Annotated in this window: 25 protein-coding genes; 15 read left to right on the forward strand and 10 right to left on the reverse strand. The window is 60.5% G+C overall.

Features of this window, described 5'->3' with window-relative positions; translation table 11 throughout:
- Positions 1-76 precede the first annotated feature (76 nt).
- The gene (gene ptsP / locus QMY55_RS01510; RefSeq protein ID WP_283486964.1) at positions 77-1,849 is read left to right on the forward strand and encodes a phosphoenolpyruvate--protein phosphotransferase; all 1,773 of its coding nucleotides are present in this window, start codon (positions 77-79) and stop codon (positions 1,847-1,849) included.
- An 83-nt stretch (positions 1,850-1,932) separates the two neighbouring features.
- Complete coding sequence (locus QMY55_RS01515; protein ID WP_283486965.1) at positions 1,933-2,982, forward strand: YwqG family protein; 1,050 nt, start codon at positions 1,933-1,935, stop codon at positions 2,980-2,982.
- Between the two features lie 576 nt (positions 2,983-3,558).
- On the opposite strand, the gene lipA is transcribed toward QMY55_RS01515, so the two are convergent.
- From lipA to QMY55_RS01530, 3 genes are read right to left on the reverse strand one after another with little or no spacing between them, the layout of a single operon-like run.
- Positions 3,559-4,539 carry a lipoyl synthase gene (gene lipA / locus QMY55_RS01520; RefSeq protein ID WP_283486966.1) on the reverse strand — a complete coding sequence of 327 codons (981 nt, stop codon included), beginning with the start codon at positions 4,537-4,539 and terminating at the stop codon, positions 3,559-3,561.
- A 10-nt stretch (positions 4,540-4,549) separates the two neighbouring features.
- Positions 4,550-5,242 (reverse strand): lipoyl(octanoyl) transferase LipB, encoded by a 693-nt coding sequence (gene lipB, locus QMY55_RS01525; RefSeq protein ID WP_283488859.1) that lies wholly within the window; start codon positions 5,240-5,242, stop codon positions 4,550-4,552.
- Between the two features lie 47 nt (positions 5,243-5,289).
- Positions 5,290-5,610 carry a YbeD family protein gene (locus tag QMY55_RS01530; protein ID WP_283486967.1) on the reverse strand — a complete coding sequence of 107 codons (321 nt, stop codon included), beginning with the start codon at positions 5,608-5,610 and terminating at the stop codon, positions 5,290-5,292.
- Between the two features lie 408 nt (positions 5,611-6,018).
- On the opposite strand from QMY55_RS01530, the gene QMY55_RS01535 reads away from it, so the two are divergent.
- The 9 genes from QMY55_RS01535 (at position 6,019) to QMY55_RS01575 (ending at position 13,219) form a co-directional block, all read left to right on the forward strand.
- On the forward strand, positions 6,019-6,486 hold the full coding sequence (locus tag QMY55_RS01535) for an ATP synthase subunit I (RefSeq protein ID WP_283486968.1): 468 nt from the start codon (positions 6,019-6,021) through the stop codon (positions 6,484-6,486).
- Positions 6,487-6,499: 13 nt separating this feature from the next.
- Entirely contained in the window at positions 6,500-7,363 is an 864-nt protein-coding gene (atpB, locus tag QMY55_RS01540) for a F0F1 ATP synthase subunit A (RefSeq protein ID WP_003059377.1), read from the forward strand.
- A gap of 45 nt (positions 7,364-7,408) precedes the next feature.
- Entirely contained in the window at positions 7,409-7,660 is a 252-nt protein-coding gene (atpE, locus tag QMY55_RS01545; RefSeq protein WP_003059376.1) for a F0F1 ATP synthase subunit C, read from the forward strand.
- A gap of 35 nt (positions 7,661-7,695) precedes the next feature.
- Positions 7,696-8,166: a F0F1 ATP synthase subunit B gene (locus QMY55_RS01550; protein ID WP_283486970.1), complete on the forward strand. Its 471-nt coding sequence runs from the start codon at positions 7,696-7,698 to the stop codon at positions 8,164-8,166.
- A gap of 12 nt (positions 8,167-8,178) precedes the next feature.
- Positions 8,179-8,718 carry a F0F1 ATP synthase subunit delta gene (locus QMY55_RS01555; protein WP_283486972.1) on the forward strand — a complete coding sequence of 180 codons (540 nt, stop codon included), beginning with the start codon at positions 8,179-8,181 and terminating at the stop codon, positions 8,716-8,718.
- 45 nt (positions 8,719-8,763) lie between these two features.
- Positions 8,764-10,323, forward strand: a complete 1,560-nt coding sequence (gene atpA / locus QMY55_RS01560; RefSeq protein WP_283486973.1) for a F0F1 ATP synthase subunit alpha — start codon at positions 8,764-8,766, stop codon at positions 10,321-10,323.
- Between the two features lie 18 nt (positions 10,324-10,341).
- Entirely contained in the window at positions 10,342-11,208 is an 867-nt protein-coding gene (atpG, locus tag QMY55_RS01565; RefSeq protein WP_283486974.1) for a F0F1 ATP synthase subunit gamma, read from the forward strand.
- 34 nt (positions 11,209-11,242) lie between these two features.
- Positions 11,243-12,652, forward strand: coding sequence for a F0F1 ATP synthase subunit beta (gene atpD, locus QMY55_RS01570; protein WP_003065399.1), 1,410 nt, complete (start codon positions 11,243-11,245; stop codon positions 12,650-12,652).
- Between the two features lie 150 nt (positions 12,653-12,802).
- The gene (locus QMY55_RS01575) at positions 12,803-13,219 is read left to right on the forward strand and encodes a F0F1 ATP synthase subunit epsilon (protein ID WP_283486975.1); all 417 of its coding nucleotides are present in this window, start codon (positions 12,803-12,805) and stop codon (positions 13,217-13,219) included.
- 167 nt (positions 13,220-13,386) lie between these two features.
- Here the strand turns inward: QMY55_RS01575 and QMY55_RS01580 are convergent, their stop codons facing one another.
- Complete coding sequence (locus QMY55_RS01580) at positions 13,387-13,656, reverse strand: hypothetical protein (RefSeq protein ID WP_283486976.1); 270 nt, start codon at positions 13,654-13,656, stop codon at positions 13,387-13,389.
- Between the two features lie 161 nt (positions 13,657-13,817).
- Between QMY55_RS01580 and QMY55_RS01585 the strand changes: the two genes are divergently transcribed.
- Positions 13,818-14,486 (forward strand): cold shock and DUF1294 domain-containing protein, encoded by a 669-nt coding sequence (locus tag QMY55_RS01585; protein WP_283486977.1) that lies wholly within the window; start codon positions 13,818-13,820, stop codon positions 14,484-14,486.
- 61 nt (positions 14,487-14,547) lie between these two features.
- Here the strand turns inward: QMY55_RS01585 and QMY55_RS01590 are convergent, their stop codons facing one another.
- From QMY55_RS01590 to QMY55_RS01600, 3 genes are all read right to left on the reverse strand, one after another.
- Positions 14,548-15,090 carry a TPM domain-containing protein gene (locus QMY55_RS01590; RefSeq protein WP_283486978.1) on the reverse strand — a complete coding sequence of 181 codons (543 nt, stop codon included), beginning with the start codon at positions 15,088-15,090 and terminating at the stop codon, positions 14,548-14,550.
- Position 15,091: 1 nt separating this feature from the next.
- Positions 15,092-15,964 carry a TPM domain-containing protein gene (locus QMY55_RS01595; RefSeq protein WP_407650591.1) on the reverse strand — a complete coding sequence of 291 codons (873 nt, stop codon included), beginning with the start codon at positions 15,962-15,964 and terminating at the stop codon, positions 15,092-15,094.
- 90 nt (positions 15,965-16,054) lie between these two features.
- Complete coding sequence (locus QMY55_RS01600) at positions 16,055-16,684, reverse strand: LemA family protein (protein ID WP_283486980.1); 630 nt, start codon at positions 16,682-16,684, stop codon at positions 16,055-16,057.
- 99 nt (positions 16,685-16,783) lie between these two features.
- Here QMY55_RS01600 and QMY55_RS01605 point away from each other — a divergent pair, with 99 nt between their 5' ends.
- The 3 genes from QMY55_RS01605 to QMY55_RS01615 are packed head-to-tail and all read left to right on the forward strand — an operon-like array spanning position 16,784 to position 19,113.
- A complete protein-coding gene (locus QMY55_RS01605; protein WP_283486981.1) occupies positions 16,784-17,548 on the forward strand; it encodes a Rossmann-fold NAD(P)-binding domain-containing protein in 765 nt (254 codons plus the stop codon).
- Positions 17,538-18,560: a YheT family hydrolase gene (locus QMY55_RS01610; RefSeq protein WP_283486982.1), complete on the forward strand. Its 1,023-nt coding sequence runs from the start codon at positions 17,538-17,540 to the stop codon at positions 18,558-18,560. The genes QMY55_RS01605 and QMY55_RS01610 overlap by 11 nt, the downstream gene beginning before the upstream one ends.
- The gene (locus QMY55_RS01615; protein WP_283486983.1) at positions 18,553-19,113 is read left to right on the forward strand and encodes a DUF2946 family protein; all 561 of its coding nucleotides are present in this window, start codon (positions 18,553-18,555) and stop codon (positions 19,111-19,113) included. The genes QMY55_RS01610 and QMY55_RS01615 overlap by 8 nt, the downstream gene beginning before the upstream one ends.
- Positions 19,114-19,197: 84 nt before the next feature.
- Here QMY55_RS01615 and QMY55_RS01620 read toward each other — a convergent pair whose 3' ends face one another.
- The 3 genes from QMY55_RS01620 to QMY55_RS01630 form a co-directional block, all read right to left on the reverse strand.
- Positions 19,198-20,055, reverse strand: a complete 858-nt coding sequence (locus tag QMY55_RS01620) for a c-type cytochrome (RefSeq protein WP_283486984.1) — start codon at positions 20,053-20,055, stop codon at positions 19,198-19,200.
- A gap of 307 nt (positions 20,056-20,362) precedes the next feature.
- Positions 20,363-21,808: an efflux transporter outer membrane subunit gene (locus QMY55_RS01625; protein WP_283486985.1), complete on the reverse strand. Its 1,446-nt coding sequence runs from the start codon at positions 21,806-21,808 to the stop codon at positions 20,363-20,365.
- Complete coding sequence (locus tag QMY55_RS01630; protein ID WP_283486986.1) at positions 21,801-24,980, reverse strand: efflux RND transporter permease subunit; 3,180 nt, start codon at positions 24,978-24,980, stop codon at positions 21,801-21,803. Before QMY55_RS01630 ends, QMY55_RS01625 begins: the two co-directional genes overlap by 8 nt.
- Positions 24,981-24,983 lie beyond the last annotated feature (3 nt).

A 24,983-nucleotide genomic window follows, 5' to 3' on the forward strand; every position in this document is an offset into this window, starting at 1 on the left:
GCGGCAGGGATACGTGCTGTCTGCTGCGAAAAAAAGAGCAAAAAGCAATCGCGGTTTTCGCGAAAGGGCATTCGCTATGACATTTGCCATCCATGGTCTGGCCGTATCCAGGGGCATTGCGATTGGGCGCGCGGTGGTGGTCGCTTCCAGTCGCATGGAGGTGGTGCACTACTTCATCCGCCCCGATCAGGTGGAGGCGGAGATTGCGCGAGCCAGGGGCGCGCGCAATGCCGTGATCGAAGAGCTGCGCCGCCTGCAGGAGGAAATGCCCAAGGATGCACCTGGCGAGCTGGATGCGTTGCTGGACGTGCATCTGATGCTGCTGCAGGACCAGGCGCTGGCCGAGGCCATCCGCAACTGGATTTCCGAGCGCCTGTACAACGCCGAATGGGCGTTAACCACCCAGCTGGAAATCATCTCGCGCCAGTTTGACGAGATGGACGATGAGTACCTGCGCGAGCGCAAGGCCGATCTGGAGCAAGTGGTAGAGCGCATCTTGCGGCATATGAAAGGTGCGGCCAGCCCCGTCTCTCCAGCCGTGGAGCCCGCGCCAACGCGCGCGGCAGACCCGCTGGGGCAGCTGGAGCTTGATGGCACTGCGGACACTCCGCTGGTGCTGGTGGCGCAGGATCTGTCACCGGCCGACATGCTGCAGTTCAAGAGCAAGGTGTTTGCCGGCTTCATCACGGCCGTGGGCGGTAAGACCAGCCACACGGCGATTGTGGCGCGCAGCATGGACATCCCCGCCGTGGTGGGGGCGCGTGCCGCCAGCCAGCTGATACGCCAGGATGACTGGGTCATCATCGACGGCAACGAGGGCGTGGTCATCGTCGACCCTACGCCCATCATCCTGGCCGAATATGGCTTCCGTCAGCGCCAGAACGAGCTGGAGCGAGAGCGTTTGTCGCGCCTGCGCTATACGCCATCGCTGACGATGGATGGACAAAAGGTCGAGCTGCTGGCCAATATCGAGCAGCCCAGCGATGGCGTGGCCGCCGTGCGTGCTGGCGCTGTGGGCGTGGGGCTGTTCCGTACCGAGTTTCTTTTCATGGGCCGCAGCGGCAATCTGCCCGGCGAGGAAGAGCAGTACCGGGCCTATCGCGAAATCATCGACAGCATGCAGGGCATGCCTGTCACCATCCGCACGCTGGATGTGGGCGCCGACAAGCCGCTGGACAAGGCCCAGCCCAAGGACTATTACCTGAACCCCGCGCTGGGGCTGCGCGCCATCCGCTGGAGCCTGGCTGACCCGGTCATGTTCCGCACCCAGTTGCGCGCCATCTTGCGGGCGGCGGCCTATGGTCAGGTCAAGCTGCTGTTTCCCATGTTGGCGCATCGCAGCGAAATCGAGCTGACGCTGGCGCAGTTGCGTCAGGCGCAGGCCGAGCTGGATGCGCGCGGTATTTCCTATGGTCCGGTCAAGCTGGGCGCGATGATCGAGATCCCGGCGGCGGCCCTGACGGTGCGCAGCTTCCTCAAATATTTCGATTTTCTGTCCATAGGCACGAACGACCTGATCCAGTACACGCTGGCCATCGACCGTGCCGATGAGGCGGTGGCCCATCTCTACGACCCCATGCACCCCGCAGTGCTGCGGCTGGTGGCCGAGGTCATCGCGGCCTGCAATGCGGCGGGCAAGGAAATCTGCGTCTGCGGCGAAATGGCCGGTGACCTGAGCATGACGCGGCTGCTGCTGGGCCTGGGCCTGCGCAGCTTTTCCATGCACCCCGCGCAGATTCTGGCCGTCAAGCAGGAGGTGCTGCGCGCCGATGCGCAAAAGCTGGAGTCCTGGGCGGAGCAGGTCATGGACAGCGAAAGTCCTGCCGAGTTGCTCAACGTCGCGGCCTGAGGTTCTGGAGCGACGCGGCACGAGAGTCCGTGTCCTTGCTGGCCGTATGCTTGGCGCGTAGACCCACAGACAAGGACCGTGTGATGAACTATTGCTCCGAGCAGGAAATAGCCCAGGCCATAGAGCCGGTGCTGGAAGATGCCGAACTGGCGCGCCAGTTGGCGGCTCAGTCCCGCCCTGCGGTCTGGCTACAGACCCAGCTGGCGCAGGGCGAGGATGAAATTCCGCTCGGCGCAACCAAGCTGGGAGGCTGCCCTGATTTGCCTGCACAGACGCGCTGGCCGGAGCGTGGCCCTTATCCCGATACGCATCAGCGCGTGGAGTCTCTCCGCGCAGACAGCGTGGCGCCCAATAGTCGCTGGCGCTGGGCCAAGCCGGAACAGGCGCAAAAATTCCGCGCCGAGGCACTGCAGCATGTCGAGCGGCTGCTGAACCCGTTTCCGCTGCATTTTCTGGCCCAGATCAACTTTGCCGATGTCTGGGCTGCCGGGCCTGTCGATGAGGATATGCCGCGCTCAGGCCTGTTGTCGCTGTTCTATGACCTTGAGGAGCAGCCCTGGGGCTACGACCCGGCGGACGCCTGTTCGCTGAAGGCGCTGTGGCATGAAGCCGGCAGCCAGCTGCAGCGCCATGAGCAACCGGCGGCGCTGCAGGCCATCAGTGCCGACTGGCAGATCAAGCCTGCGACCTGTGAGTTGCACGCCTGTCGTGCGCCTTTGTCCATGGAGTCGGCCCAGTGGAACGCGCTGCAGCTGCCACTGACCGAAGAGCAGGAGGATGCTTTTGCCGAGTGGTGGTTTGACGAGGCGCAGAACGACGCCAGCAACGACGGCGAAGACGCCTGCTGTCATCGCATCGGAGGCTGGCCCACGCCGGTGCAGGGAGATATGCAGACCGAATGCGCGCTGGTGGCTGCCGGACAGTACTGCGGCAATGGCCAGGCCTATCAGGATCCTGCGTTGCAGGCCGTACGGGAGACTGCGGGCCAGTGGCTGTTGCTGCTGCAGCTGGGCACCGATGAAAAACTGGGCATGAACTGGGGCGATAACGGCCAGCTCTATCTGTGGATCCGCCGGGACGATCTGCGTGCCCGCCGTTTTGACAAGGCGTGGCTGGTGCTGCAATGCCATTGATAAGCCTGCTTGGCTGTCCCGAGGCGGCACAGCATTTTGTGAAAATTTAATTGATATTGATTCTCATTTGGTGTTAAGATTCGAGCCAGCTTGCAGCGCAGAACTCTGGTGGGGTACACACGCTGCGCAGCTCAGTTTCATCGTGGGGCGACTCGTCAGGCCAGTTCAGCCTGCAGTCGTTTTTGCCAGCCAGCGGTTTGCCGGTTAGCCAGGCTTTTTTTGCGATGCATGCTGGGGTGATATGAAATTCATAGCTGCTTGCGCAAGCGCAGCAGGTATATGAAGTCAAAGGTGCTATGAAATCGTTGGTATGAATGCGCTGGAAGCTCCTGATTCGGGAGCTTTTTTATTGCCTGTCCCTGCCTTGCATCTTGCTCAATGGTGCGGACCAAGCCCGCAATTTCTCGAGAGCAAAATCTTTTCATTGATTGGAGATCTCCGAAGAGTCGCCAGATACCGCTGCAGCGCTGCTCATGGCCCTGGCCATCTGCTTTGACTGAAGACGCTGTTCTGGCCCAGCCTTGAGCATGAAAAAAGCAGCCGCGAGGGCTGCTTTTGCTTTGAGTGTCCAGGTGCTTAGACGCCGGCGGCATGCGCCTGCTGATCGGCGTGGTAGCTCGAGCGCACCATGGCGCCCACGGCGGCATGGGTGAAGCCCATCTTGTAGGCCTCTTCCTCGAACATCTTGAAGGTGTCGGGGTGCACATAGCGGCGCACGGGCAGGTGGCTGTTGGTAGGTGCCAGGTACTGGCCGATGGTCAGCATGTCGATGTTGTGGGCGCGCATATCGCGCATCACCTGCAGGATTTCCTCGTCGGTCTCGCCCAGACCCACCATGATGCCGCTCTTGGTCGGCACGTCAGGGTGCAGTTCCTTGAACTTCTTGAGCAGATTCAGGCTGAACTGGTAGTCGGAACCGGGGCGCGCTTCCTTGTACAGGCGCGGTGCGGTTTCCAGGTTGTGGTTCATCACATCGGGCGGAGCCGACTTGAGGATTTCCAGAGCACGGTCATCGCGGCCGCGGAAGTCGGGCACCAGGATCTCGATCTGCGTCTCGGGTGAGAGTTCGCGGATGTTCTTGATGCATTCCACAAAGTGGCCCGAGCCACCGTCACGCAGATCGTCGCGGTCCACACTGGTGATCACCACGTACTTCAGGCGCAGCGCGGCAATGGTGCGTGCCAGGTTCAGCGGCTCGTTCACATCCAGCGGATCGGGGCGGCCATGGCCCACGTCGCAGAACGGGCAGCGGCGCGTGCACTTGTCGCCCATGATCATGAAGGTGGCCGTGCCCTTGCCGAAGCATTCGCCGATATTGGGGCAGGAGGCTTCCTCGCAGACCGTGTGCAGATTGTTCTTGCGCAGAATGTCCTTGATTTCGTAAAAGCGAGTGCTGGGGCTGCCCGCCTTGACGCGGATCCACTCGGGCTTCTTGAGCACTTCGGCCTGCTCGACCTTCACGGGGATGCGCGAGAGCTTGGCGGCAGCCTTCTGCTTGGCCAGCGGGTTGTAATCGGCTTGGGATTGCGCTTCGCGCACGACTTCATTGGTGCTCATGATCTTGCCTTCAGGGAGTCAGACGCGCTTTCAGCTGGCGGCCCAGCACATGCGCGGCCTCGTCCCAGGTTGTCTGTACGCCGATTGTAGAAAGGTCCACGGTTCTCAGTCCTGCGTATCCGCAAGGGTTGATTCGCAAATAAGGTTCCAAATCCATATCGACATTGAGGGCCACTCCGTGGTAGGTGCTGTGACGGCTCACTTTGATGCCAAGGGCCGCAATCTTGCCCAGGCCTTCGAAATGCGGCTCGGGCGCCGGGCTGCCGGGCTCGCGCTGCTGGGGGCGCTGCTCCAGCATGGCGTGGCTGCGCGGGTCGTCGAGGCGCACATAGATGCCTGGGGCGCCGGCCACGCGGTGACCGGTGACGCCGAAGTGCTCCAGCGTGCGGATCACGGCATCTTCCAGTCGGTATACATACTCTTTGACGAAGTAGCCCATGCGCTGCAGGTCGAGCAGCGGATAGGCCACGACCTGTCCGGGGCCGTGATAGGTCACCTGGCCGCCGCGATTGGTGGCTACCACCGGGATATCACCGGGATGCAGCAAGTGATCACTTTTCCCGGCAAGCCCTTGTGTGAAATGCGGGCTGTGCTCGCAAATCCATAGCTCGTCACGCGTGCCCGCATCACGGGTACGTGTGAACTCCTGCATGGCGGCGACCGTCGCCTCATAACCTGTGCGCCCCAGTGTGCGCAAGTCCATCGGCTCGGGGGCAATAGCTGGCTGCGCGGCGCTGGCTTGTGCCTGGCTCACAGAACCACCTTCACCAGAGGGTGAGAGGTCAGGGCGCGATAGGTGTCGTCCAGTTGCTCGCGGCTGGTGGCGGTGATGGTGATGGTGACGCCCAGGTATTTGCCGCCCGAGCTGGGGCGCAGCTCGATGGTGGTGGCGTCGAAGCTGGGGTCGAACTTCTCTGCAATCTTGGTGATCTCGTGCACCAGATGATCGTCTTTGATGCCCATGACCTTGATGGGGAACAGGCTTGGATACTCGATCAGCGAATCCTTGCGCGGATCTTCGGGCTGGGTTGGCTCGTTGACGGCTGGGGGATTGGTGTTGGAGTCGCTCATGGTTTTATTCCCGTTCTGGCTGAAGTTGGGCAGCGCCTGGGGCAGCGCTGCATTGGCAAAGATTGTGCGCTACGGCGGCACGGGGGGCTGGTGCGTAGGCTTAATTCACGGCTTCGCGTGGCTTGGCGGTCACTCAAAGCCCCCGGCGGCTGACGGGCAATTCCGGGTAATCAGGTCTTTCAACTGAGGCACACTTGCGCCGCGCCAGGGGAGCCCGCCATAAGTGTTGGCTCGCGGCGACAGGTAGCAGAAGACATCAAAGACCTTTTACACATAGCAGTATCAACCCCTATCGAACCTCGGGGGTTTTTACTTATAATCAGAGGCTTTGTAAAAAAGTCTTGTCCAGGTTACTAGATAAGTGCTGAGTCTGATTGGGTCAGTGGCGTGAAAGAAAACATGCAGAAAATGCCCGCTGATTTCCAGGATGAGGACGAAGTCGAAGACTTCAAGCCCCTCACGGCTCAGGAAGCCTCGGCATGGCGCTCGCGCTTCCCCCAGGTCTCGGTCTGGCGCATTGTTGCGGTACAGGCGGTGGTGGGAGTTGTGGTTGCGGCGCTGGCCTGGCTGGTGACAGGACGCATGGCGGCAGGTTGGTCGGCAGGCTATGGGGCCTTGTCGGTGGTATTGCCAGCAGCCCTGTTTGCAAGAGGTGTGGTCCGTCAGCGGCAGGGAGGTGCCGGGGCGGCCATGGCAGGAATTTTCGGTTGGGAACTTGTGAAGCTGGTGCTGTGCATCGCCATGTTGGCGGCTGCACCCAAACTGGTACCCGACCTGAGCTGGCTGGCGTTGCTGGTCGGCTTGATTGTTGTGATGAAAACGTATTGGGTGGCACTGCTGGTGCGATCCAATGTCCAAAAACCGATTGATATTTGAGAGAAGTTGACCGATGGCCGCAGAAGCGCACGCACCAACTGCAAGTGAATACATCGTCCACCACTTGCAACACCTCCAGAACATCAAGCAGAAGTCCATCATCGACTTCTCCGTGTTCAATCTGGATTCGATTGCCGTGAGTGTGACTCTGGGCGCTTTGTGCCTGTTCGTCCTCTGGCTGGCTGCCCGCAAGGCGACTTCCGGCGTTCCTGGCCGTTTCCAGGCTGCCGTGGAGATGCTGGTTGAGATGGTGGACAACCAAGCCAAGGCCAACATCCACAACGCCGAATCCCGCAAGTTCATCGCTCCTCTGGCTTTGACCGTGTTCGTCTGGATTTTCGCGATGAACGCCATGGACATGCTGCCTGTGGACCTGCTGCCCGTGCTGTGGCAGACCGCCCAGGGCGACTCTCATGCCTATCTGCGCGTCGTGCCTACTGCCGACCTGTCCACCACTCTGGGTCTGTCGACCGGCGTGCTGGTGCTGTGCCTGATCTACTCCGTGAAGATCAAGGGCATGGGCGGCTGGGCGCATGAGCTGGTGACCGCTCCGTTCGGTACCTCTAAGAATCCCGTGTTTGCTGTGATCCTGGGTGTTGTGAACCTGGCCATGCAAATCATTGAATACATTGCCAAGACGGTTTCGCACGGTATGCGACTGTTCGGCAATATGTACGCTGGTGAGTTGGTGTTCTGTCTGATCGCCTTGATGGGCGGTGCGGCTGCCATGTCGCTTTCCGGTGTGTTGCTCCCTGTGGGGCACATCATTGCAGGTTCGATCTGGGCGATCTTCCACATCCTGATCATTACCCTGCAAGCCTTCATTTTCATGATGCTGACGCTGATTTACCTCGGCCAGGCACATGAAGCTCACTGAAATCCTTTATTTCACTCAACCTTCCTTTAATCCCTAGGAGTCATCATGGAAAACGTTCTCGGTCTCGTCGCTCTGGCTTGTGGTCTGATTGTTGGTCTGGGCGCTATCGGCGCTTCGATCGGTATCGCTCTGATGGGTGGCAAGTTCCTGGAATCCTCGGCACGTCAGCCTGAGCTGATCAACGAACTGCAAACCAAGATGTTCATCTTGGCTGGTCTGATCGACGCCGCCTTCCTGATCGGTGTGGCTATCGCTCTGCTGTTCGCCTTCGCCAACCCCTTCCAACTGGTTGCCTAAGCTCCGTTCAACGCCCTAAATAGAAAGGTGTTGCCGTGAGTATTAACGCGACCCTGTTCGTTCAGCTTGGTGTTTTCCTGGTTCTGGCGCTGTTCACGATGAAGTTCGTGTGGCCCCCGATCGCGAAGGCACTGGATGAGCGAGCCCAGAAAATCGCCGATGGCCTCGCTGCTGCCGACAAGGCCAAGTCTGAGTTGACCGCTGTGAACAAGCGCGTTGAAGCAGAACTGTCCCAGACGCGCAACGAAACAGCTTCGCGGCTTGCGGACGCCGAACGTCGTGCACAGGCCATCATTGAAGAGGCCAAAGCCCGCGCGACAGAAGAAGGCAACAAGATTGTTGCTGCTGCCCGCGCTGAAGCTGAACAGCAAGCCATTGCTGCCCGTGAAGCCCTGCGCGAGCAAGTGGCAACGTTGGCTGTCAAGGGTGCCGAGCAGATCCTGAAGAAGGAAGTCAATGCCGGCGTCCACGCTGATCTGCTGAACCGCCTGAAGACAGAGCTGTAAGGAGCGCAAAAAATGGCAGAACTCGCCACCATTGCCCGCCCTTACGCCGAAGCATTGTTCAAGACCTGCGCCGATCAAGGCGCAGATTTGAACAACAGTGTCGCTTGGGTGGAGGAATTGGCGGCGATTGCCGCCAATCCGCAATTGCGCCAACTGGCCGGCAATCCGAATGTGAGCGGCACGCAGGTGTTCGATCTCATCACGGGTGTGGCCAAGTCGGCATTGCCCGAGTCTGCACGCAATTTTCTGCGTGTGGTCCTCGAAAACGGCCGTCTGGACGCGCTGCCTGAAGTGGCAGCCCAGTTCCGCAGCCTCGTGAACAGCAAGAGCGGCTCTTCGGATGCCGTGGTGTACAGCGCTTTCCCCATTGAGGATGCAGCGCTGGCCGAGCTTGGCGCCACGCTGGAAAAGCGCTTTGGCCGCAAGCTGAATCTCGCCGTGAAGCAGGATGAATCGCTGATCGGTGGCGTTCGCGTCGTGGTGGGCGACGAGGTGCTGGACACCTCCGTCAAGGCCCGTCTGGAACAAATGAAAGCGGCCCTCACCGCGTAATGCGCTTGAGGTCTCGGCTAACACACAAGAAAGAAGGAAAGAGTCATGCAACTCAATCCCGCAGAAATTTCTGAACTGATCAAGAGCCGCATTGAAGGGCTGGCTGCTAGCACTGACGTCCGTAACCAAGGCACCGTGGTGTCGGTGACCGACGGTATCGTGCGCGTGCACGGCCTGTCGGATGTGATGGCTGGCGAAATGCTGGAATTCCCCGCAGGCGCCGACGGTCAACCCACTTACGGTCTGGCCCTGAACCTGGAGCGCGACTCCGTGGGTGCCGTGATTCTGGGTGCTTACGAGCACATCGCAGAAGGCAACACCGTCAAGTGCACTGGCCGTATTCTGGAAGTGCCCGTGGGCCCCGAACTGGTCGGCCGCGTGGTGAACGCCCTGGGTCAGCCTATCGACGGCAAGGGCCCCATCAATGCCAAGATGACGGACGTGATCGAAAAGGTTGCTCCTGGTGTGATCGCACGTCAATCCGTGGATCAGCCTCTGCAGACCGGTATCAAGTCCATCGACTCCATGGTTCCCGTGGGCCGTGGTCAGCGTGAACTGATTATTGGTGACCGTCAGACCGGCAAGACTGCCGTGGCCATCGACGCCATCATCAACCAAAAGGGCCAAGGCGTTACCTGCGTGTACGTGGCGATTGGTCAGAAGGCTTCTTCGATCAAGAACGTGGTGCGCGCTCTGGAACAAGCCGGCGCGATGGAATACACCATCGTCGTGGCGGCTACCGCCTCCGAATCCGCTGCCATGCAGTACGTGTCGGCCTACTCCGGCTGCACGATGGGCGAATACTTCCGCGACCGCGGCGAAGACGCTCTGATCGTTTATGACGATCTGTCCAAGCAAGCTGTGGCCTACCGTCAAGTTTCGCTGCTGCTGCGTCGTCCTCCCGGACGTGAAGCCTTCCCCGGCGACGTGTTCTATCTCCACAGCCGTCTGCTGGAGCGTGCCGCTCGCGTGAACGCCGACTACGTCGAAGCTTTCACCAAGGGTGAAGTCAAGGGCAAGACCGGTTCTCTGACCGCTCTGCCTATCATCGAAACACAGGCTGGCGACGTGTCCGCTTTCGTTCCCACGAACGTGATTTCGATTACCGACGGCCAGATCTTCCTGGAAACCAGCCTGTTCAACGCTGGCGTGCGTCCCGCTATCAACGCCGGTATCTCGGTGTCCCGCGTGGGTGGTGCTGCTCAGACCAAGGTTGTCAAGGGCCTGTCCGGCGGTATCCGTACCGACCTGGCTCAGTATCGTGAACTGGCTGCCTTCGCGCAGTTCGCTTCCGACCTGGACGATGCCACCCGTAAGCAGCTGGACCGCGGTGCCCGCGTGACCGAACTGCTCAAGCAAGCTCAGTACTCTCCTCTGTCGACCGCTCTGATGGCTTCTTCGCTGTTCGCAGTGAACAAGGGCTTCATGGACGACATCGAAGTCAAGCAAGTGCTGCCCTTCGAATCTGGTCTGCACCAGTTCCTGAAGACCAGCCACGCTGCTTTGCTGGACCGTCTGAACGAAAAGCGTGCTTTCGACAAGGAAGGCAAGGACGAAGCTGAACTGACTGCAGCCATTACTGCATTCAAGAAGTCCTTCGCTTAATACAGGCGAGGAGTCATCATGGCAGCAGGTAAGGAAATACGCGGCAAGATCAAATCGGTGGAAAACACCAAGAAGATCACCAAAGCCATGGAAATGGTGGCTGCATCCAAAATGCGCAAGGCGCAGGAACGGATGCTGGCTGCCCGTCCATACAGCGAAAAAATCCGCAACATTGCAGCCCATCTTGGCGAAGCCAACCCTGAATACGTGCATCCGTTCATGCAAGTGAACGATGCCAAGAAGGTTGGCGTCATCGTGGTGACAACCGACAAGGGTTTGTGCGGCGGCATGAATACCAACGTGTTGCGTGTCGTCACCAACAAGTTGCGCGAACTGCAAGATGCGGGTGTTGCGGCAGATGCAGTGGCTATTGGCGGCAAGGGACTGGGTTTCCTGAACCGTGTCGGTGCCAAGGTGGTCTCCCACGCTACAGGCCTGGGCGACACGCCTCATCTCGACAAGCTCATCGGGCCTGTCAAGGTGTTGCTGGACCAATATGCTGAAGGCAAGCTGAGCGCGGTGTACCTCTCGTACACCAAGTTCATCAACACCATGAAGCAGGAGTCGGTGGTGGAGCAGCTGCTCCCCCTGTCGTCCGAAAAAATGCAAGCCGAGAAGACGGGTGCATCCTGGGAATACATCTACGAACCTGATGCCCAGAGCGTCATCGACGAACTGCTGGTTCGTTACGTGGAATCCCTTGTGTACCAGGCTGTGGCGGAAAACATGGCGTCCGAGCAATCGGCGCGCATGGTGGCCATGAAGGCCGCTACCGACAACGCAGGCAACGTCATCAGCGAGTTGAAGCTGGTCTACAACAAGACGCGTCAGGCAGCGATCACGACCGAGTTGTCGGAAATCGTGGCAGGCGCAGCCGCTGTGTAAACGGCTTTAACGAACAAAGAGATTGGAGCAAAAAATGGCTCAAGTACAAGGCAAGATTGTTCAATGTATCGGCGCCGTGGTGGACGTGGAATTTGCCCACGGCCAGGTGCCCAAGGTGTATGACGCCTTGAAGCTGGAAGGCTCGGCCCTGACCCTGGAAGTTCAGCAGCAGCTGGGCGACGGCGTGGTGCGTACCATTGCCCTGGGTTCTTCGGACGGTCTGAAGCGTGGCCTGATGGTCACCAACACCGGCAACCCCATCACCGTTCCCGTGGGTAAGGCTACCCTGGGTCGTATCATGGACGTGCTGGGCAACCCCATCGACGAGCGCGGCCCCGTGGACCAGACTCTGACGGCTGCCATCCACCGCAAGGCTCCTGCGTACGACGAACTGTCGCCTTCGCAGGAACTGCTGGAAACCGGCATCAAGGTGATCGACTTGGTCTGCCCCTTCGCCAAGGGCGGTAAGGTGGGCCTGTTCGGTGGTGCCGGTGTGGGCAAGACCGTGAACATGATGGAACTCATCAACAACATCGCCAAGGCCCACAGCGGTCTGTCGGTGTTCGCTGGTGTGGGTGAGCGTACCCGTGAAGGTAACGACTTCTATCACGAAATGTCCGACGCTGGCGTGGTGAACCAAGAGAATCTGGGCGAGTCCAAGGTTGCCATGGTTTACGGTCAGATGAACGAGCCCCCAGGAAACCGTCTGCGCGTGGCGCTGACCGGCCTGACCATGGCTGAGTCGTTCCGTGACGAAGGCAAGGACGTGCTGTTCTTCGTGGACAACATCTACCGTTACACACTGGCCGGTACCGAAGTGTCCGCTCTGCTGGGTCGTATGCCTTCCGCCGTGGGTTATCAGCCTACTCTGGCTGAAGAAATGGGTAAGCTGCAAGAGCGTATTACCTCCACCAAGGTGGGCTCGATCACCTCCATCCAGGCCGTTTACGTGCCTGCGGATGACTTGACCGACCCCTCGCCCGCCACCACTTTTGCTCACTTGGACTCCACCGTGGTGCTGTCCCGTGACATCGCTTCGCTGGGTATCTACCCCGCTGTGGATCCTCTGGACTCCACCAGCCGTCAGCTGGACCCCCAAGTGGTTGGCGAAGAGCACTACAAGGTGGCTCGCCAGGTGCAGGGTACGCTGCAGCGCTACAAGGAACTGCGCGACATCATCGCGATTCTGGGTATGGACGAACTGGCTCCCGAAGACAAGCTGACCGTGGCTCGTGCTCGTAAGATCCAGCGTTTCCTGTCTCAGCCTTTCCACGTGGCTGAAGTGTTTACCGGCGCTCCTGGCAAGTACGTTCCCCTGTCTGAAACCATCCGTGGCTTCAAGATGATCGTGAACGGCGAAGCCGACCACCTGCCCGAACAGGCTTTCTACATGGTTGGTACCATCGACGAAGCCTTCGAGAAGGCCAAGAAGCTGGCAGCCTAACTGGCTTGCACCCCCTGAGCGGCTTGCGCCGCTTCCCCCTCTCTTTCGGGAGGGGGACGACGCCCTCGCTGCGGGGCGGCCCTTGCTCGGCGTCTCTGGCTTGGGGTGTGCTTGTTTTAGGACCAGTTTTTACCTTTTCTAGGAGCAAAGATGAACACCATCCACGTTGATGTGGTCAGTGCCGAAGAGTCCATCTTCTCCGGTGAAGCGCGCTTTGTCGCCTTGCCCGGTGAAGCCGGCGAGCTGGGCATTTATCCCCGCCACACACCGCTGATCACCCGCATCAAGCCGGGTTCGGTGCGCATCGAAATGCCTGATGGCAGCGAAGAGTTCGTCTTCGTGGCCGGTGGCATTTTGGAAGTGCAACCCAACTGCGTGACCGTGCTGTCCGACACCGCCATCCGCGGCAAGGATCTGGACGAGCAAAAGGCCAACGAGGCCAAGGCTGCTGCCGAGGAAGCGCTGAAAAACGCCAAGGGCGAGCTGGACATCGCTCGTGCACAGTCCGAGCTGGCAGTCATGGCAGCTCAGATCGCTGCTCTGCGCAAGTTCCGCCAGAAGCGCTAATTGTTTCTGCCGCTCCAAGGAGTGGTCTGAAATACCAAAAAGCCACCCGGGCAACCGGGTGGCTTTTTGTTTGATTGCTATCTAAATCGAAGCTGCTTGCACGGATGTACAAAGGGTTTGAGTGCCAAAGCACTCAAACCCTGGTCATTGCGCGCTCGGTTTGGCGATCAGCTGTTGCAGGCGGCCTGATAGGCGTAGATGACCGAGTCGTCCTTGGGGTCCACATGGCGAGACTTGCGGATCACGGCCTTGCTGGGGTCATCGCACATGGCGCGAATCTGGGCCTCGCACTTCTTGGGATCATCGACCTTGAGCTTGCAGCTCAGAGCGTAGTCATACTCTTGAGGGACTTCCGCCCCCTTGGGGCTGATGGAGGAGCAGGCGCTCAGAGCCAGGGCAGAGCCGAGGATGGCAAGAGAGAGCAGGGATTTCTTCATGCGATAGTGCTTTCTTAGGAAAATACGGCTGCCCTGACGCTAACACAGTCATGTGCCAGGCACGCAGATTTTCTGTGCAGGACAGACCTGCATTGTGCCGCTCACGACAGCGTTCATCCCTAATTTCAGTGACCTAACGCCAAAGAAAGAAGCCAACAGACATGCGATATCAGGGAAGTCTGATCCAGTGGAATGATGAGCGTGGCTTTGGCTGGATTGCTGCCGATGAAGGCGGCGAGAAGATCTTTGTGCACATCAGCGCTTTTGTGCCACGTCCGCATGCAGATCAGCGTCCCAGGAACGGGCAGCGCCTGGAATTTGCCGTGGGCATGGACAAGGGCAAAAAATGCGCGCAGCAGGTTGCCTGGCGCAGCTCCAATATGTGGCTGGAGCAGACTCAGCCAGCACGGCGATCCGCTCCGGCCGCGCGCCCGCCACAGAGTTCGCGCTCTGCCACGGGCTGGCATGCATCGAGCCGCTTCAGCTATGGTGCATTGATAGTCTGGGGAGTGTTGATGCAAGCCTGTGCCGTGCTTTGGTCGGTACCGGCCTGGATATGGCTGGCCTATATGGGCCTGAGTGTGCTGACCTTCATGATGTACTGGCAGGACAAATGGGCGGCGCAAAAAGGCCAATGGCGCACGCCCGAGAAAACCTTGCAGATGCTTGCGCTTGCTGGTGGCTGGCCGGGTGCGGTGCTGGCCCAGCAGTGGCTGCGCCACAAATCGAGCAAGACCCGCTTTCAGCTGCAGTTCTGGTGCATGGCACTACTCAATGCCGTGCTCATATTCTGGCTGCTGTCGCCTTATGGGCGGCATTTGCTGGTTTGAGGCTCTTCTGCCTCAAACCATTGAATGACAGGCGCTTGCAGCTATCAATAAAAGAGTGGTTTCAACGGCCTCGGCCCGGTAGGTGTTGCTGAACCACGGGGGCATCGGGCAGATTGACCTCATCCGGGGCCGCCTCTTTTTTGCGGGGGAAGTGGTGTTGCAGCTGCTGGCTGACGCGCTCGAGCGCTGCCACCAGTCCCACGCTGAAATGCCCGCTCTGAAAGGCCGATTGCATATCGCTGATCAGGGTTTGCCACTGCTCGGTGCTCATGGTGCGATCCAGAGCGCGGTCGGCCACGATCTCTATCGCATGGTCGGCCAGCAGCAGATAGATGAGGGCACCGTTGTTGTGCTCGGTATCCCAGACACGCAGCTTGCCGAACAGGGAGATCGCGCGCTGGCGTGCCGTCGCGTCGCGCCAGATATAGCTGAAGGGCAGGCCTGCCTCCACGCAAATGCGTACCTGGCCGGTGTGGCCCAGCTCGCTTTTGGCGATCAGCTGCTCAAGCTCCTGAAGGGTGGCAGGGGGCAGAGCCTTGCGCAGATGCAGCTCGGCCCAGCGGTGGCGCACCAGGCGTGCAAAGCGATGAAAAACGTTGCTCATTTCACCAGTCTCCCGAGGCGCCGCCGCCACCAAAGCTGCCGCCGCCACCGGAGCTGAAACCACCTCCGCCACCAAAGCCTCCTCCGCCACCGCTCCAGCCGCCTCCGCCAGTGCTGATGTAGGGGCCGCCGCCGCCACCTCCTCCTCTCCCGCCGCCGGACAGATTGGACAGCAAGGTAAAGAGCAGGCCCAGAACGGCAGCAATGCCGGCAATGATGAGGCTGGTCGTGACCACATAGACAGCGAAGCCTGCAACACCGGCGACGACCAGGGAGCCGAGAAAGCGCCCGAAGATGGCGCGTGCGATGGCGATGCCAATGGGAAAGCCGAAGAAGAGCAGGGGCAGCAGAAAGTCCGTGTACTGCGTCCAGGACTTGCTGGCCCGCTTGGGTTCGGGAGCTGGCAGCTTTTCGCCATGGATCAGCAAGCTCATCTGGTCGATGGCTGCAGACAGACCGCCCGCGTAATCATCGTTGCGAAAGCGTGGCTTCATGGCTCCATCGATGATGCGGGCGGCCATGATGTCGGGAATCGCACCTTCGAGCTTGCGAGCCACTTCGATGCGCATGCGCCGGTCATTCTTGGCCACCACGATCAGCGAGCCGTCGCCAATCTCCTGGCGTCCCAGTTTCCAGCTGCTGGCAACGCGCCAAGCATAGGCCGCGATGTCCTCGGGCGCAGTGCTGGGCACCATCAGCACGACGAGCTGCGCACCGGTCTCGTCTTCCAGTTTTTTGAGCTGAGCGCTGAGCGACTGCACATCGGTGCTGCTGAGCGTGCCGCTTTGGTCAATGACCCGACCCGTGAGCTGGGGCACGGGCTGCAGCTGCGTGCCGGCGCTGTTCTGGGCGACGGCAGGCAGGCTGCACAGCAAGCATAAGCATGCAAAAACCATTGCTGCCAGCGCTTGATGAAAAAGCGCTGGCAGTTGTTTTTGCGGATGCAGGCTCACGCGCACCATCAATTATTTGCTGCCTGCGGGCGAGGCTGGAGCCGCCGGTGTCGCGGAGAAGTCCACCTGCGGGGGCTGGGAGATCTGGGCTTCGTTTTGCACCGTGAAGTTGGGCTTGAGAGGGTAGCCGAAGATCTTGGCCGTGATATTGGTCGGGAAGCTGCGAGCCAGCACGTTGTAGGCCTGCACGGTGCCTATGTACTCGTTGCGCGCCACGGCAATGCGGTTTTCCGTGCCATCCAGCGTCACGCGCAGATCGCGGAAGGCCTGGTTGGCCTTGAGGTCCGGGTATTTCTCCGCCACGACCATCAGGCGTGACAGCGCGCTGGACAGCTCGCCTTGGGCTTGCTGAAACTTGTTGAAGGCTTCGGGGTTGTTGATCAGCTCGGGAGTGGCCTGAATGGAGGTGGCCTTGGAGCGCGCTTCAATGACCTTGGTCAGCGTGTCCTGCTCGAAGCTGGCTTCGCCCTTGACGGTGGCCACGATATTGGGGACGAGGTCGGCACGGCGCTGGTACTGGTTCAGCACCTCGCTCCAGGCGGCCTTGGACTTTTCGTCCAGCCGTTGAAAGTCGTTGTAGCCACAACCTGTCAGAGAGAACATCGACGCAGCGGTCGCAAGCACGAGGAGCCAACGTTTCATGGGGGTCTTCCATTCGCGAGAATAAGGCTGAAACGATAGCATAAGGTCTCGCCTGCACCTGTGCGTCCTTGGCTGCTCGCCGTGTACTCTGAGCCATCCATGTCCTCTTTTCCTCCTCTAGATGTTTTGCGGGGCGCGCAGCGCCCGGGGCCTGCTGCCGTGGCCAGGCCGCGCATGCTGCTGGCAGGAGCCACCGGCCCGCTGGGTAACGAGGTGCTCAATCGTGTAGTGGGCGGGCAGCGATATGCATTGGTACAGGTGCTGGCGCGTGAACGCTATACCGAGGGCCTGCGCGACATGCAGTTGCTGCCGCAGACCGGCGATGACGCGTTGCAGTGGCCGCTGCAGGCGGCGGAGGTGGGGCTCATCATGTTCGAGCCTCCACGGCCCTTTTACCAACGAGAGCGGGCTTTATGGACACCGCAACCAGCGCAGCTGCAGGCAGTTGCACAGTGGATGCGTGCCTGCGGGGTGCAGACTCTGGCGGTGGTGCTGCCGCACGATATGGGCAGTTTGCCGCAGTCCATACGCCAGGGGCTGGCCAATGTGGATGAACAGCAAGTGGCGGCCCTGGGCTTTGAGCGATTGATTCTGGTGCGATCGGCCCGCGAGCCCGCCAGGCTTGGCGCTGGCAATGTGCTGCACCGCGTGGCAAGAGCCATGCTGTCGGCGCTCAGCTATATGGTGCCGCAAGGCGACAGGCCGGTGCGTGCCATGCATGTGGCCAGACTGGTGGAGGCGGCTTTGCTGCAAGCGCCTCCCGGCATTCATGTGGCTGCGCCCGAGCGTGTGTGGCGCGCCGCACAAAAAGATGGCCTGCAGACCGAGCTGCAAGACTGGCTGAGAGTTCATCATGAGCCTTGAGCGTTTTCGTTCTCCCTGGTGGCAACCCGGCGGTCATGTGCAGACCATCTGGTCGGCGCTTTGTGCACGCAGCCATTTGCGAGGGCAGCAGGCCCGGCCCTGGCGGCGCGAGCGTTGGGAAACCGGGGATGCAGATTTCATCGATGTGGATTTTTCCAGCCATGCTGTTGCGGCCGATGCGCCGACCTTGGCCCTGTTTCACGGGCTGGAAGGGTCATCGGCCAGCCATTACGCGCGGGCCATGGCCGAGGTGTGCGCCCAGCGAGGCTGGCAATTGGCCGTGCCGCATTTCAGGGGTTGCAGCGGTGAGCCCAATCGCTTGCTGCGCGCCTATCATTCAGGCGATGCGGCCGAGGTGGACTGGATACTGCGCAGGCTGCAGTCACAAGCAGGTGGTGAATTGCTGGCCATGGGTGTTTCACTGGGGGGGAATGCGCTGGCGCGTTGGGCGGGGCTGCAGCAGCAGGCTGCACAGCAGGTGGTAAGGGCGGTGGCTGTCGTTTGTGCACCGCTGGATCTGGTGGCGGGCGGAGCCCAGTTGGGGCGAGGGGTGAGCCGTTGGCTCTACACACCCATGTTCATGCGGACCCTGGTGCCCAAGGCCTTGGGTAAATGGCAGCAATCCCCGGGGCTGTTTGACAGGGCCAGATTGCAACGTGCCCGCACGCTGCGCGAGTTTGACGATGTGTTCACCGCCCCTGTGCACGGCTTTGTGGATGCCGATGACTATTGGCGCAAGGCATCTGCCAAACCCTTGTTGCGGCAGGTCACGGTGCCGCTGCTGTTGCTCAATGCCCGCAACGATCCTTTTGTTCCCGCCGGCAGTCTGCCCACAAAGGCGGAGGTCAGCGCATCGGTGCAGCTATGGCAGCCCGAACATGGGGGGCATGTCGGTTTTTCCAGCGGCAGCTGGCCTGGCCATGTGCAAGCCATGCCGCAGGCGGTGGCGGCGTGGCTGGGCCAATGGCTGCCAGCGCAGAATTGGCAGAATCAGGAGACGAAAAATGGATGACATCGTGAAGCAGGCCATGGCCAAGTGGCCCAATGTGCCCGCCTGCTATGGCTGGCTGGCTCTGGATGCACGCGGCCAGTGGTGGCTGCGTGATGCCGAGGCGCAAGCCTGCGGCGCGTTTGGCAGCGGGGCAAAAGGGAGCAAAGGTCATGTGCTGCGCCATGAAAAATTGCTGGAATTCATAGCGCGCAATTACCTGGCCGGGCAGGATGGCCGCTGGTTTTTTCAGAATGGCCCGCAGCGTGTCTATGTGGAGCTGGAAGTTGCTCCGTGGATATGGCGCCTGCATCGTGCTGACCAGGGCCTGATATTGCGCAGCCATACCGGCATGCAGCATCCATTGGCCGAGGTGCAGCAAGCCGTAATGGACGAGCAAGGGCGGCTGTATTTGTTGCTGCCGCAAGGTCTGGGCATGGTGCACAGCCTGGATATGCTGGATGCGGCCGAGGCGCTGGAAAGGGCTGAGCTGCCAGAGGTGCAGGAGCTGGCTTTTGCACAGCTGCCCGCACAGTTTGGCTATGTGCTCAACCCCGAGGGGGAGCAAAAAACATAGCTGCTTGCGCTTTATGTATAAGCGCTGGAGGCCAAAAACACAAAAACCGGCGTGAAGCCGGTTTTTTCATGGGCGGGATGGCTCTTACTTGGCCGCATCCACCATGTACTGAATGGCTGCCTTGAAGTCTGCATCCGAAGCGGTAGAGCCCCCCTTGGGAGGCATGGCACCCACGCCTTGCGTGGCTTTTTGCACCATGTCGTCGATGCCCTTGGCAATGAAGGGGGCCCAGGCTGCCTTGTCGCCAAACTTGGGGGCTCCTGCCACACCGCTGCCGTGGCAAGCCACGCAGGTGGTGCTGTAGATATTCTTGCCCACATCGGCGGCCGCGGAAGCTGCGGGTGCGGCGGCTGCTGGTGCAGCTACAGGTGCCGGAGCCGGCTCTGCAGCAGGGGCGGGCGCTGCTGCCGGTTCGGCGGCAGGAGCTGCGTCACCAGCCGCGCCGGCCGGAGCCTTGGGCTCGGGGAAGTTGCCGCCTGCGGCATTGGCCATGAAGACCACGCCGCGTGCAATTTCGGTGTCATTGAACTCGCCGCCGCCCTGGGCCGCCATGGCGCCCTTGCCGGCAAGGGCCGAGTGGATCAGGGTTTCCAGGCCTTGCTTGATGCGAGGGCCCCAGGCGGCAGCGTCCTGGAACTTGGGTGCACCGGCGGCACCGGTGGCGTGGCAGGCCGAGCACTGGGACTTGTAAACCTCTTCACCGCCGCGCAGAGGGCGATTGGCATCGCGGATTTCCACGGAACCCACTTTCTGAAGGCGCATGGCCTTGGCCATTTCGGCGTTGGCTGTGCCGGCACCACTGGTGTCGGAAGCGGTCACAAACTTCACCAGACCGATGATGACGAAGACAGGAACGACAAACGAGAAGAAGACGGCAAGCAGCAGATGCTTGGGATTTTTGATGGGGCCGGTATGGGCTTCTTCGTGGTGTTGCTCGCTCATGAAGTCCTCTGAGGTCGTGGGAAGGGAATTAACAATCCATTATAGAAGTGGGGGTAAAGAACGCCAGTGCACGACGATACGGGTTGACGGCCGTGGCATAAAGGAGTTGAGTTGGATCAACCTCTGCTTGGCTTTTACGCCACAGCCTGCTGCGCCCATGAAAAATGGCACCCCACGCTTGCCACACTTCGTGTGGCCGTTGCCCCTCCAAGAGGGGCGTTTTTCATCTTGGGACGGCCCGGCGATGAAAAAAGGCGTCCGAAGACGCCTTTGGAGTACCAGCTTGTGAAGCTGTAGTGTTCAGTGTTTATTGAACGGTGGTCGCGGAGTTGGCTGCCGCCGCATTGCTGCCGGCTGCCGGCTCGGTCCAGCCACCGCCCAGCACCTTGTACAGATTGACCTGGTTTTGTAGCTGCTGCAGGCGAACCTGCACCACCGATTGCTCCAGGGCAAACAGCGAGCGCTGCGCATCCAGCAGGTCCAGATAGCTGGCCACGCCGTTGGTGTAGCGCAGGTCCGACAGCTTGTAGCGCACCTGTTCTGCTTCCAGCTGGCGGGCCTGGGCCTGCAACTGTTCCTGCAGTGTCTGGCGGCTGACCAGTGCGTCCGAGGTTTCGCGGAACGCGGCCTGAATGGCCTGCTCGTACTGCGCCACGGCAATCTTCTGGTTGGCCTCAGCTACCTGCAGATTGGCCCGGTTGCGGCCAGCGTTGAAGATGGGCAGATACAGCGACGGTGCGACGCTGAAGTACTTGGAGCCCGAACTGAACAGGTCCGAGATTTCAGGATTGGCAAAGCCTGCAGAAGCCGTCAGCGAGATATTCGGGAAGAAGGCCGCGCGTGCCGCACCAATGCTGGCATTGGCGGCAATCATGCTTTGCTCGGCCTGACGCACATCGGGACGACGCAGCAGCAGGTCGGAGGGCAGGCCTGCCGGGACATCGGCCAGCGGAGGCAAGTCGGCCAGCTTCTTGCCCTGCATGCCTGACAGCAGCTCGGCTGGCAAGGTCTGCCCCACCAATTGGGTCAGCGCGTTGGCATCGAGTTCGCGTTGACGCGTTTGCTGGGCCAGCGTGGCGCGGGCGCTTTCGGTCAGCGACTGGGCCTGGCGGAAGTCCAGCTCGGAGGTCACACCCGCATCCAGGCGCAGCTTGGTCAGCTTGATGGACTGCTCCCGTGTGCCCAGGGTGCGGCGCGAGATGCTCATCAGCTCTTCATCGGCCTGCAGGTTCAGCCAGGTATTGGCGACGTTGGAGATCAGGCTGATTTGCGCAGCCTTGCGACCTTCCTCGGTGGCCAGATACTGGGCCAGAGCCTGCTCCTTGAGACTGCTGATGCGTCCCCAGAAGTCAATTTCCCAGCTGGGCATGGTCAACCCGGCCGTGAAGCTGTTGCCGTACTGGCCTGTCAGCTGGCTGCGTGCCCGCTGGCCGCCTGCGGCTGCAGCCAATTCAGGGAACTGGCTGGCGCGCTGGATCTGGTATTGAGCCTGGGCCTTCTCGATATTGAGCATGGCCACGCGCAAGTCGCGGTTGTTATCCAGGGCCAGCTGAATGACCTGCTGCAGGCGCGGATCGGTGAAGAACTGCTGCCAGGGAATGTCAGCAGCCGCGACCTGGCCTGCGGTCTGTGATGCAGCCGCAGGGAACTGGTCGGCCACCGGCAGGGCCGGGCGATCCAGCTGAGGAATGAAAGAGCAGCCGCCGGCCAGCAGCGCGCTGGCCAAGGCGATAGGAAGCAGAGTCTTATTCATGTTGCGAGCCTCCCTGCGCTGCAGAGATGGCTGCAGGGGAAGTGGCGTTGTTGTCTTGCCCAGGCTTTTTGCCGAAGAACTTGAATACGGCGACAAAGAACACAGGCACCAGGAACACGGACAGAGGCGTGCCGATCACCATGCCCCAGAACACGCCGGTGCCGATGGCCTTTTGACTGGCCGCGCTGGCGCCGGAGGCGATATACAGCGGCACCACACCCAGAATGAAGGCCAGCGAGGTCATCAGAATGGGGCGAAAGCGCAGATGGCCGGCCTCCAGGGCGGCTTCCAGTGCACTCTTGCCCTGGGCATGCAGATCCTTGGCGAACTCCACGATCAGAATGGCGTTCTTGGCCGAGAGACCAATCACCGTGATCAGCGCCACCTGGAAGTAGATGTCGTTAGGCATGCTGCGCATCATCACACCAGCCACGGCACCGAACACGCCCAGAGGCACGACCAGCAGCACGGACAGCGGGATGCTCCAGCTTTCATACAGAGCAGCCAGGCAGAGGAACACGGCCAGCAAAGAGAAGGCATAGAGCAGCATGGCGGAGGAGCCTGCTTTCATTTCGTCCAGCGACTGGCCTGTCCACTCATAGCCGAAGCCTTCGGGCAGGTCCTTGGCCAGCTTTTCCATTTCCTTCATCGCGTCACCGCTGGTGTAGCCGGGCTTGGCCTGGCCGGTGATGCTCATGGAGGCGTAGCCGTTGTAACGGGACATCTGCATGGGACCGTTGACCCACTTGGTCGTGGCCAGGGAAGACAGTTCCACCAACTGGCCGTCGGAGTTGGGCACAGTCAGTTTCAGCACATCTTCGGGCTGCATGCGGCGAGCCGCGTCGGCCTGAATCGTCACGCGCTGCATATAGCCCTTGTTGGGGAAGTCCGTGGAGTTGGTCGAACCCAGGGCTGCCGACAGCGTGGTGGCGATGTCGGCGATGCTGACCTTCTGTGCATAGACCGCATCACGGTTGATGTCGATCTGCCATTGGGGCGCATCGTCCACACCGTCAAAGCGCACTCCGGTGAGAACGGGGCTGGCATTGGCCTTCTGAATCAGGTCGTTGCGGGCCGCGAGCAAAGCAGCATGACCCTTGGCGGAGCGGTCCTGCAGGCGGAAGGTAAAGCCGTCGCTATTGCCCAGTTCAGGAATCGAGGGTGGCACCAGCGTGTAGATGAAACCATCACGCAGAGCCATCATGGCGCCCATGGCCCGTCCTGCAAACGACTTGGCGTCCGAGCCCTGGGCCTTGCGCTCCGACCAGTCCTTCAGCGTAGTGAAGGAAAGGCCCACGTTCTGGCCTTGGCCGGCAAAGCTAAAACCGATGATGCTCACGATGTCGGCTGTTTCAGGCTGGCTCAGTGCAAACTTTTCGAGTTCGCCCATGGTGTTGCTGGTGCGTTCCAGTGTTGCACCAGGAGGCAGCTGGGTCAGCGAAATCACATAACCCTGGTCTTCCACAGGCAGGAAGGAGGTTGGCAGTTTTAGGAAGATGAAGGCTGCACCTGCGATCACCAGCGCGTAGACGATGATGGCCTGCACGGAGCGCTTGACCACGCCCGTCAGAGCGCCGGAGTAGCGGTTGGTGCCAGCTTCGAACTTGCGGTTGAACCAGTTGTAGAAGGGGCCGAGCAGGCCGGTCTTCTTGTCATGCGCATGACCCTTGGGAATGGGCTTGAGCATGGTTGCGCACAAGGCCGGCGTCAGAGTTAGGGCAAAGAAGCCCGAGAAGAAGATGGAGATGGCCATCACCAGCGAGAACTGGCGATAGATCGCGCCGGTGGCGCCACCGAACAGGGCCAGCGGAAGGAACACGGTCACCAGAATCACGGTAATGCCCACCACGGCGCCCTGGATCTGGCCCATGGCCTTGATCGTGGCTTCCTTGGGCGCAAGACCTTCTTCCGCCATGATACGTTCGACGTTTTCCACCACCACGATGGCATCGTCCACCACGATACCGATCACCAGCACCATGGCGAACATGGCCAGAATGTTGATGCTCAGGCCCGAAACCAGCATCACGGCAAACGTGCCAAGCAGCGCGATAGGCACGACGATGGTGGGAATCAGGGTGTAGCGGATGTTCTGCAGGAAGATCAGCATCACGATGAACACGAGCACGATGGCTTCGAGCAGCGTGTGCACCACCTTCTCGATGGAGATCTTCACGAACTTGGAGGTGTCATAGGGCGAGGACCATTCCACGCCGGCGGGCAGGAAGGGTGCCAGATCTGCCATCTTGGCGTAAACCAGCTTGGCTGTTGCCATGGCGTTTGCGGTAGCGGTCAGCTGCACGGCCATGGCCACGGCGGGCTTGCCATTCAGGCGAGACTCGAAACCATAGCTTTCCGTGCCCAGTTCCACGCGGCCGATGTCCTTGATGCGAACGGTCGAGCCATCCGAATTGGAGCGCAGCACAACCTCGGCGAATTCTTCAGGTGTGGAGAGCTGGCCAGGAACCACAATCGTGGCGTTCATGTTGGTGCCGGGAAGGCTGGGTGTGTTGCCCAGGGAGCCGCCCGAGATCTGCAGGTTCTGCGACGCGATGGCCGAGTTGACCTGTGCGATCGACATGTTGTAGCCCTGTAATTTGGCAGGGTCCACCCAGATGCGCATGGCGCGGCCGGATGCAAAAAGCTGTGCCTTGCCCACGCCATCCAGACGCTGGATCTCTGGCAGCACGTTGCGGTTGACGTAGTCGGCGATGTCGTCGCGTGAGGTCTCTCCTGTCTCTGACTTGAAAGCCAGAATCATCAGGAAGTTGCTCATGGACTTCTCAACGCGCACGCCCAGCGACTGCACAATTTGCGGCAGCCGGGATTGCACACGGGCCAGGCGGTTTTGCACGTCCACCTGAGCCAGATCCTGGTTGGTTCCGGGCTCGAAAGTCACGGTCAATGTGCCTTGGCCGGTGGCCGAGGCACTGGTATCCATGTACATCATGCCGGTGGCGCCGTTCATTTCACGCTCAATGAGCTGCAGAACGGAGTCCGTCATGGTCTGGGCCGTGGCGCCAGGATAGGTCGCTGTCACCGTGATGGTAGGGGGTGCAACGGTCGGGAACTGCGACACGGGTAGCCGTGTGATGGATATGACGCCTGCGAGGATCACGAAAATCGCAATCACCCAGGCAAAAATCGGTCGGTGAATAAAAAATTTGGACATACA

This window comes from Comamonas resistens, from assembly GCF_030064165.1.
In the GTDB taxonomy this organism is placed as follows: domain Bacteria; phylum Pseudomonadota; class Gammaproteobacteria; order Burkholderiales; family Burkholderiaceae_C; genus Comamonas; species Comamonas resistens.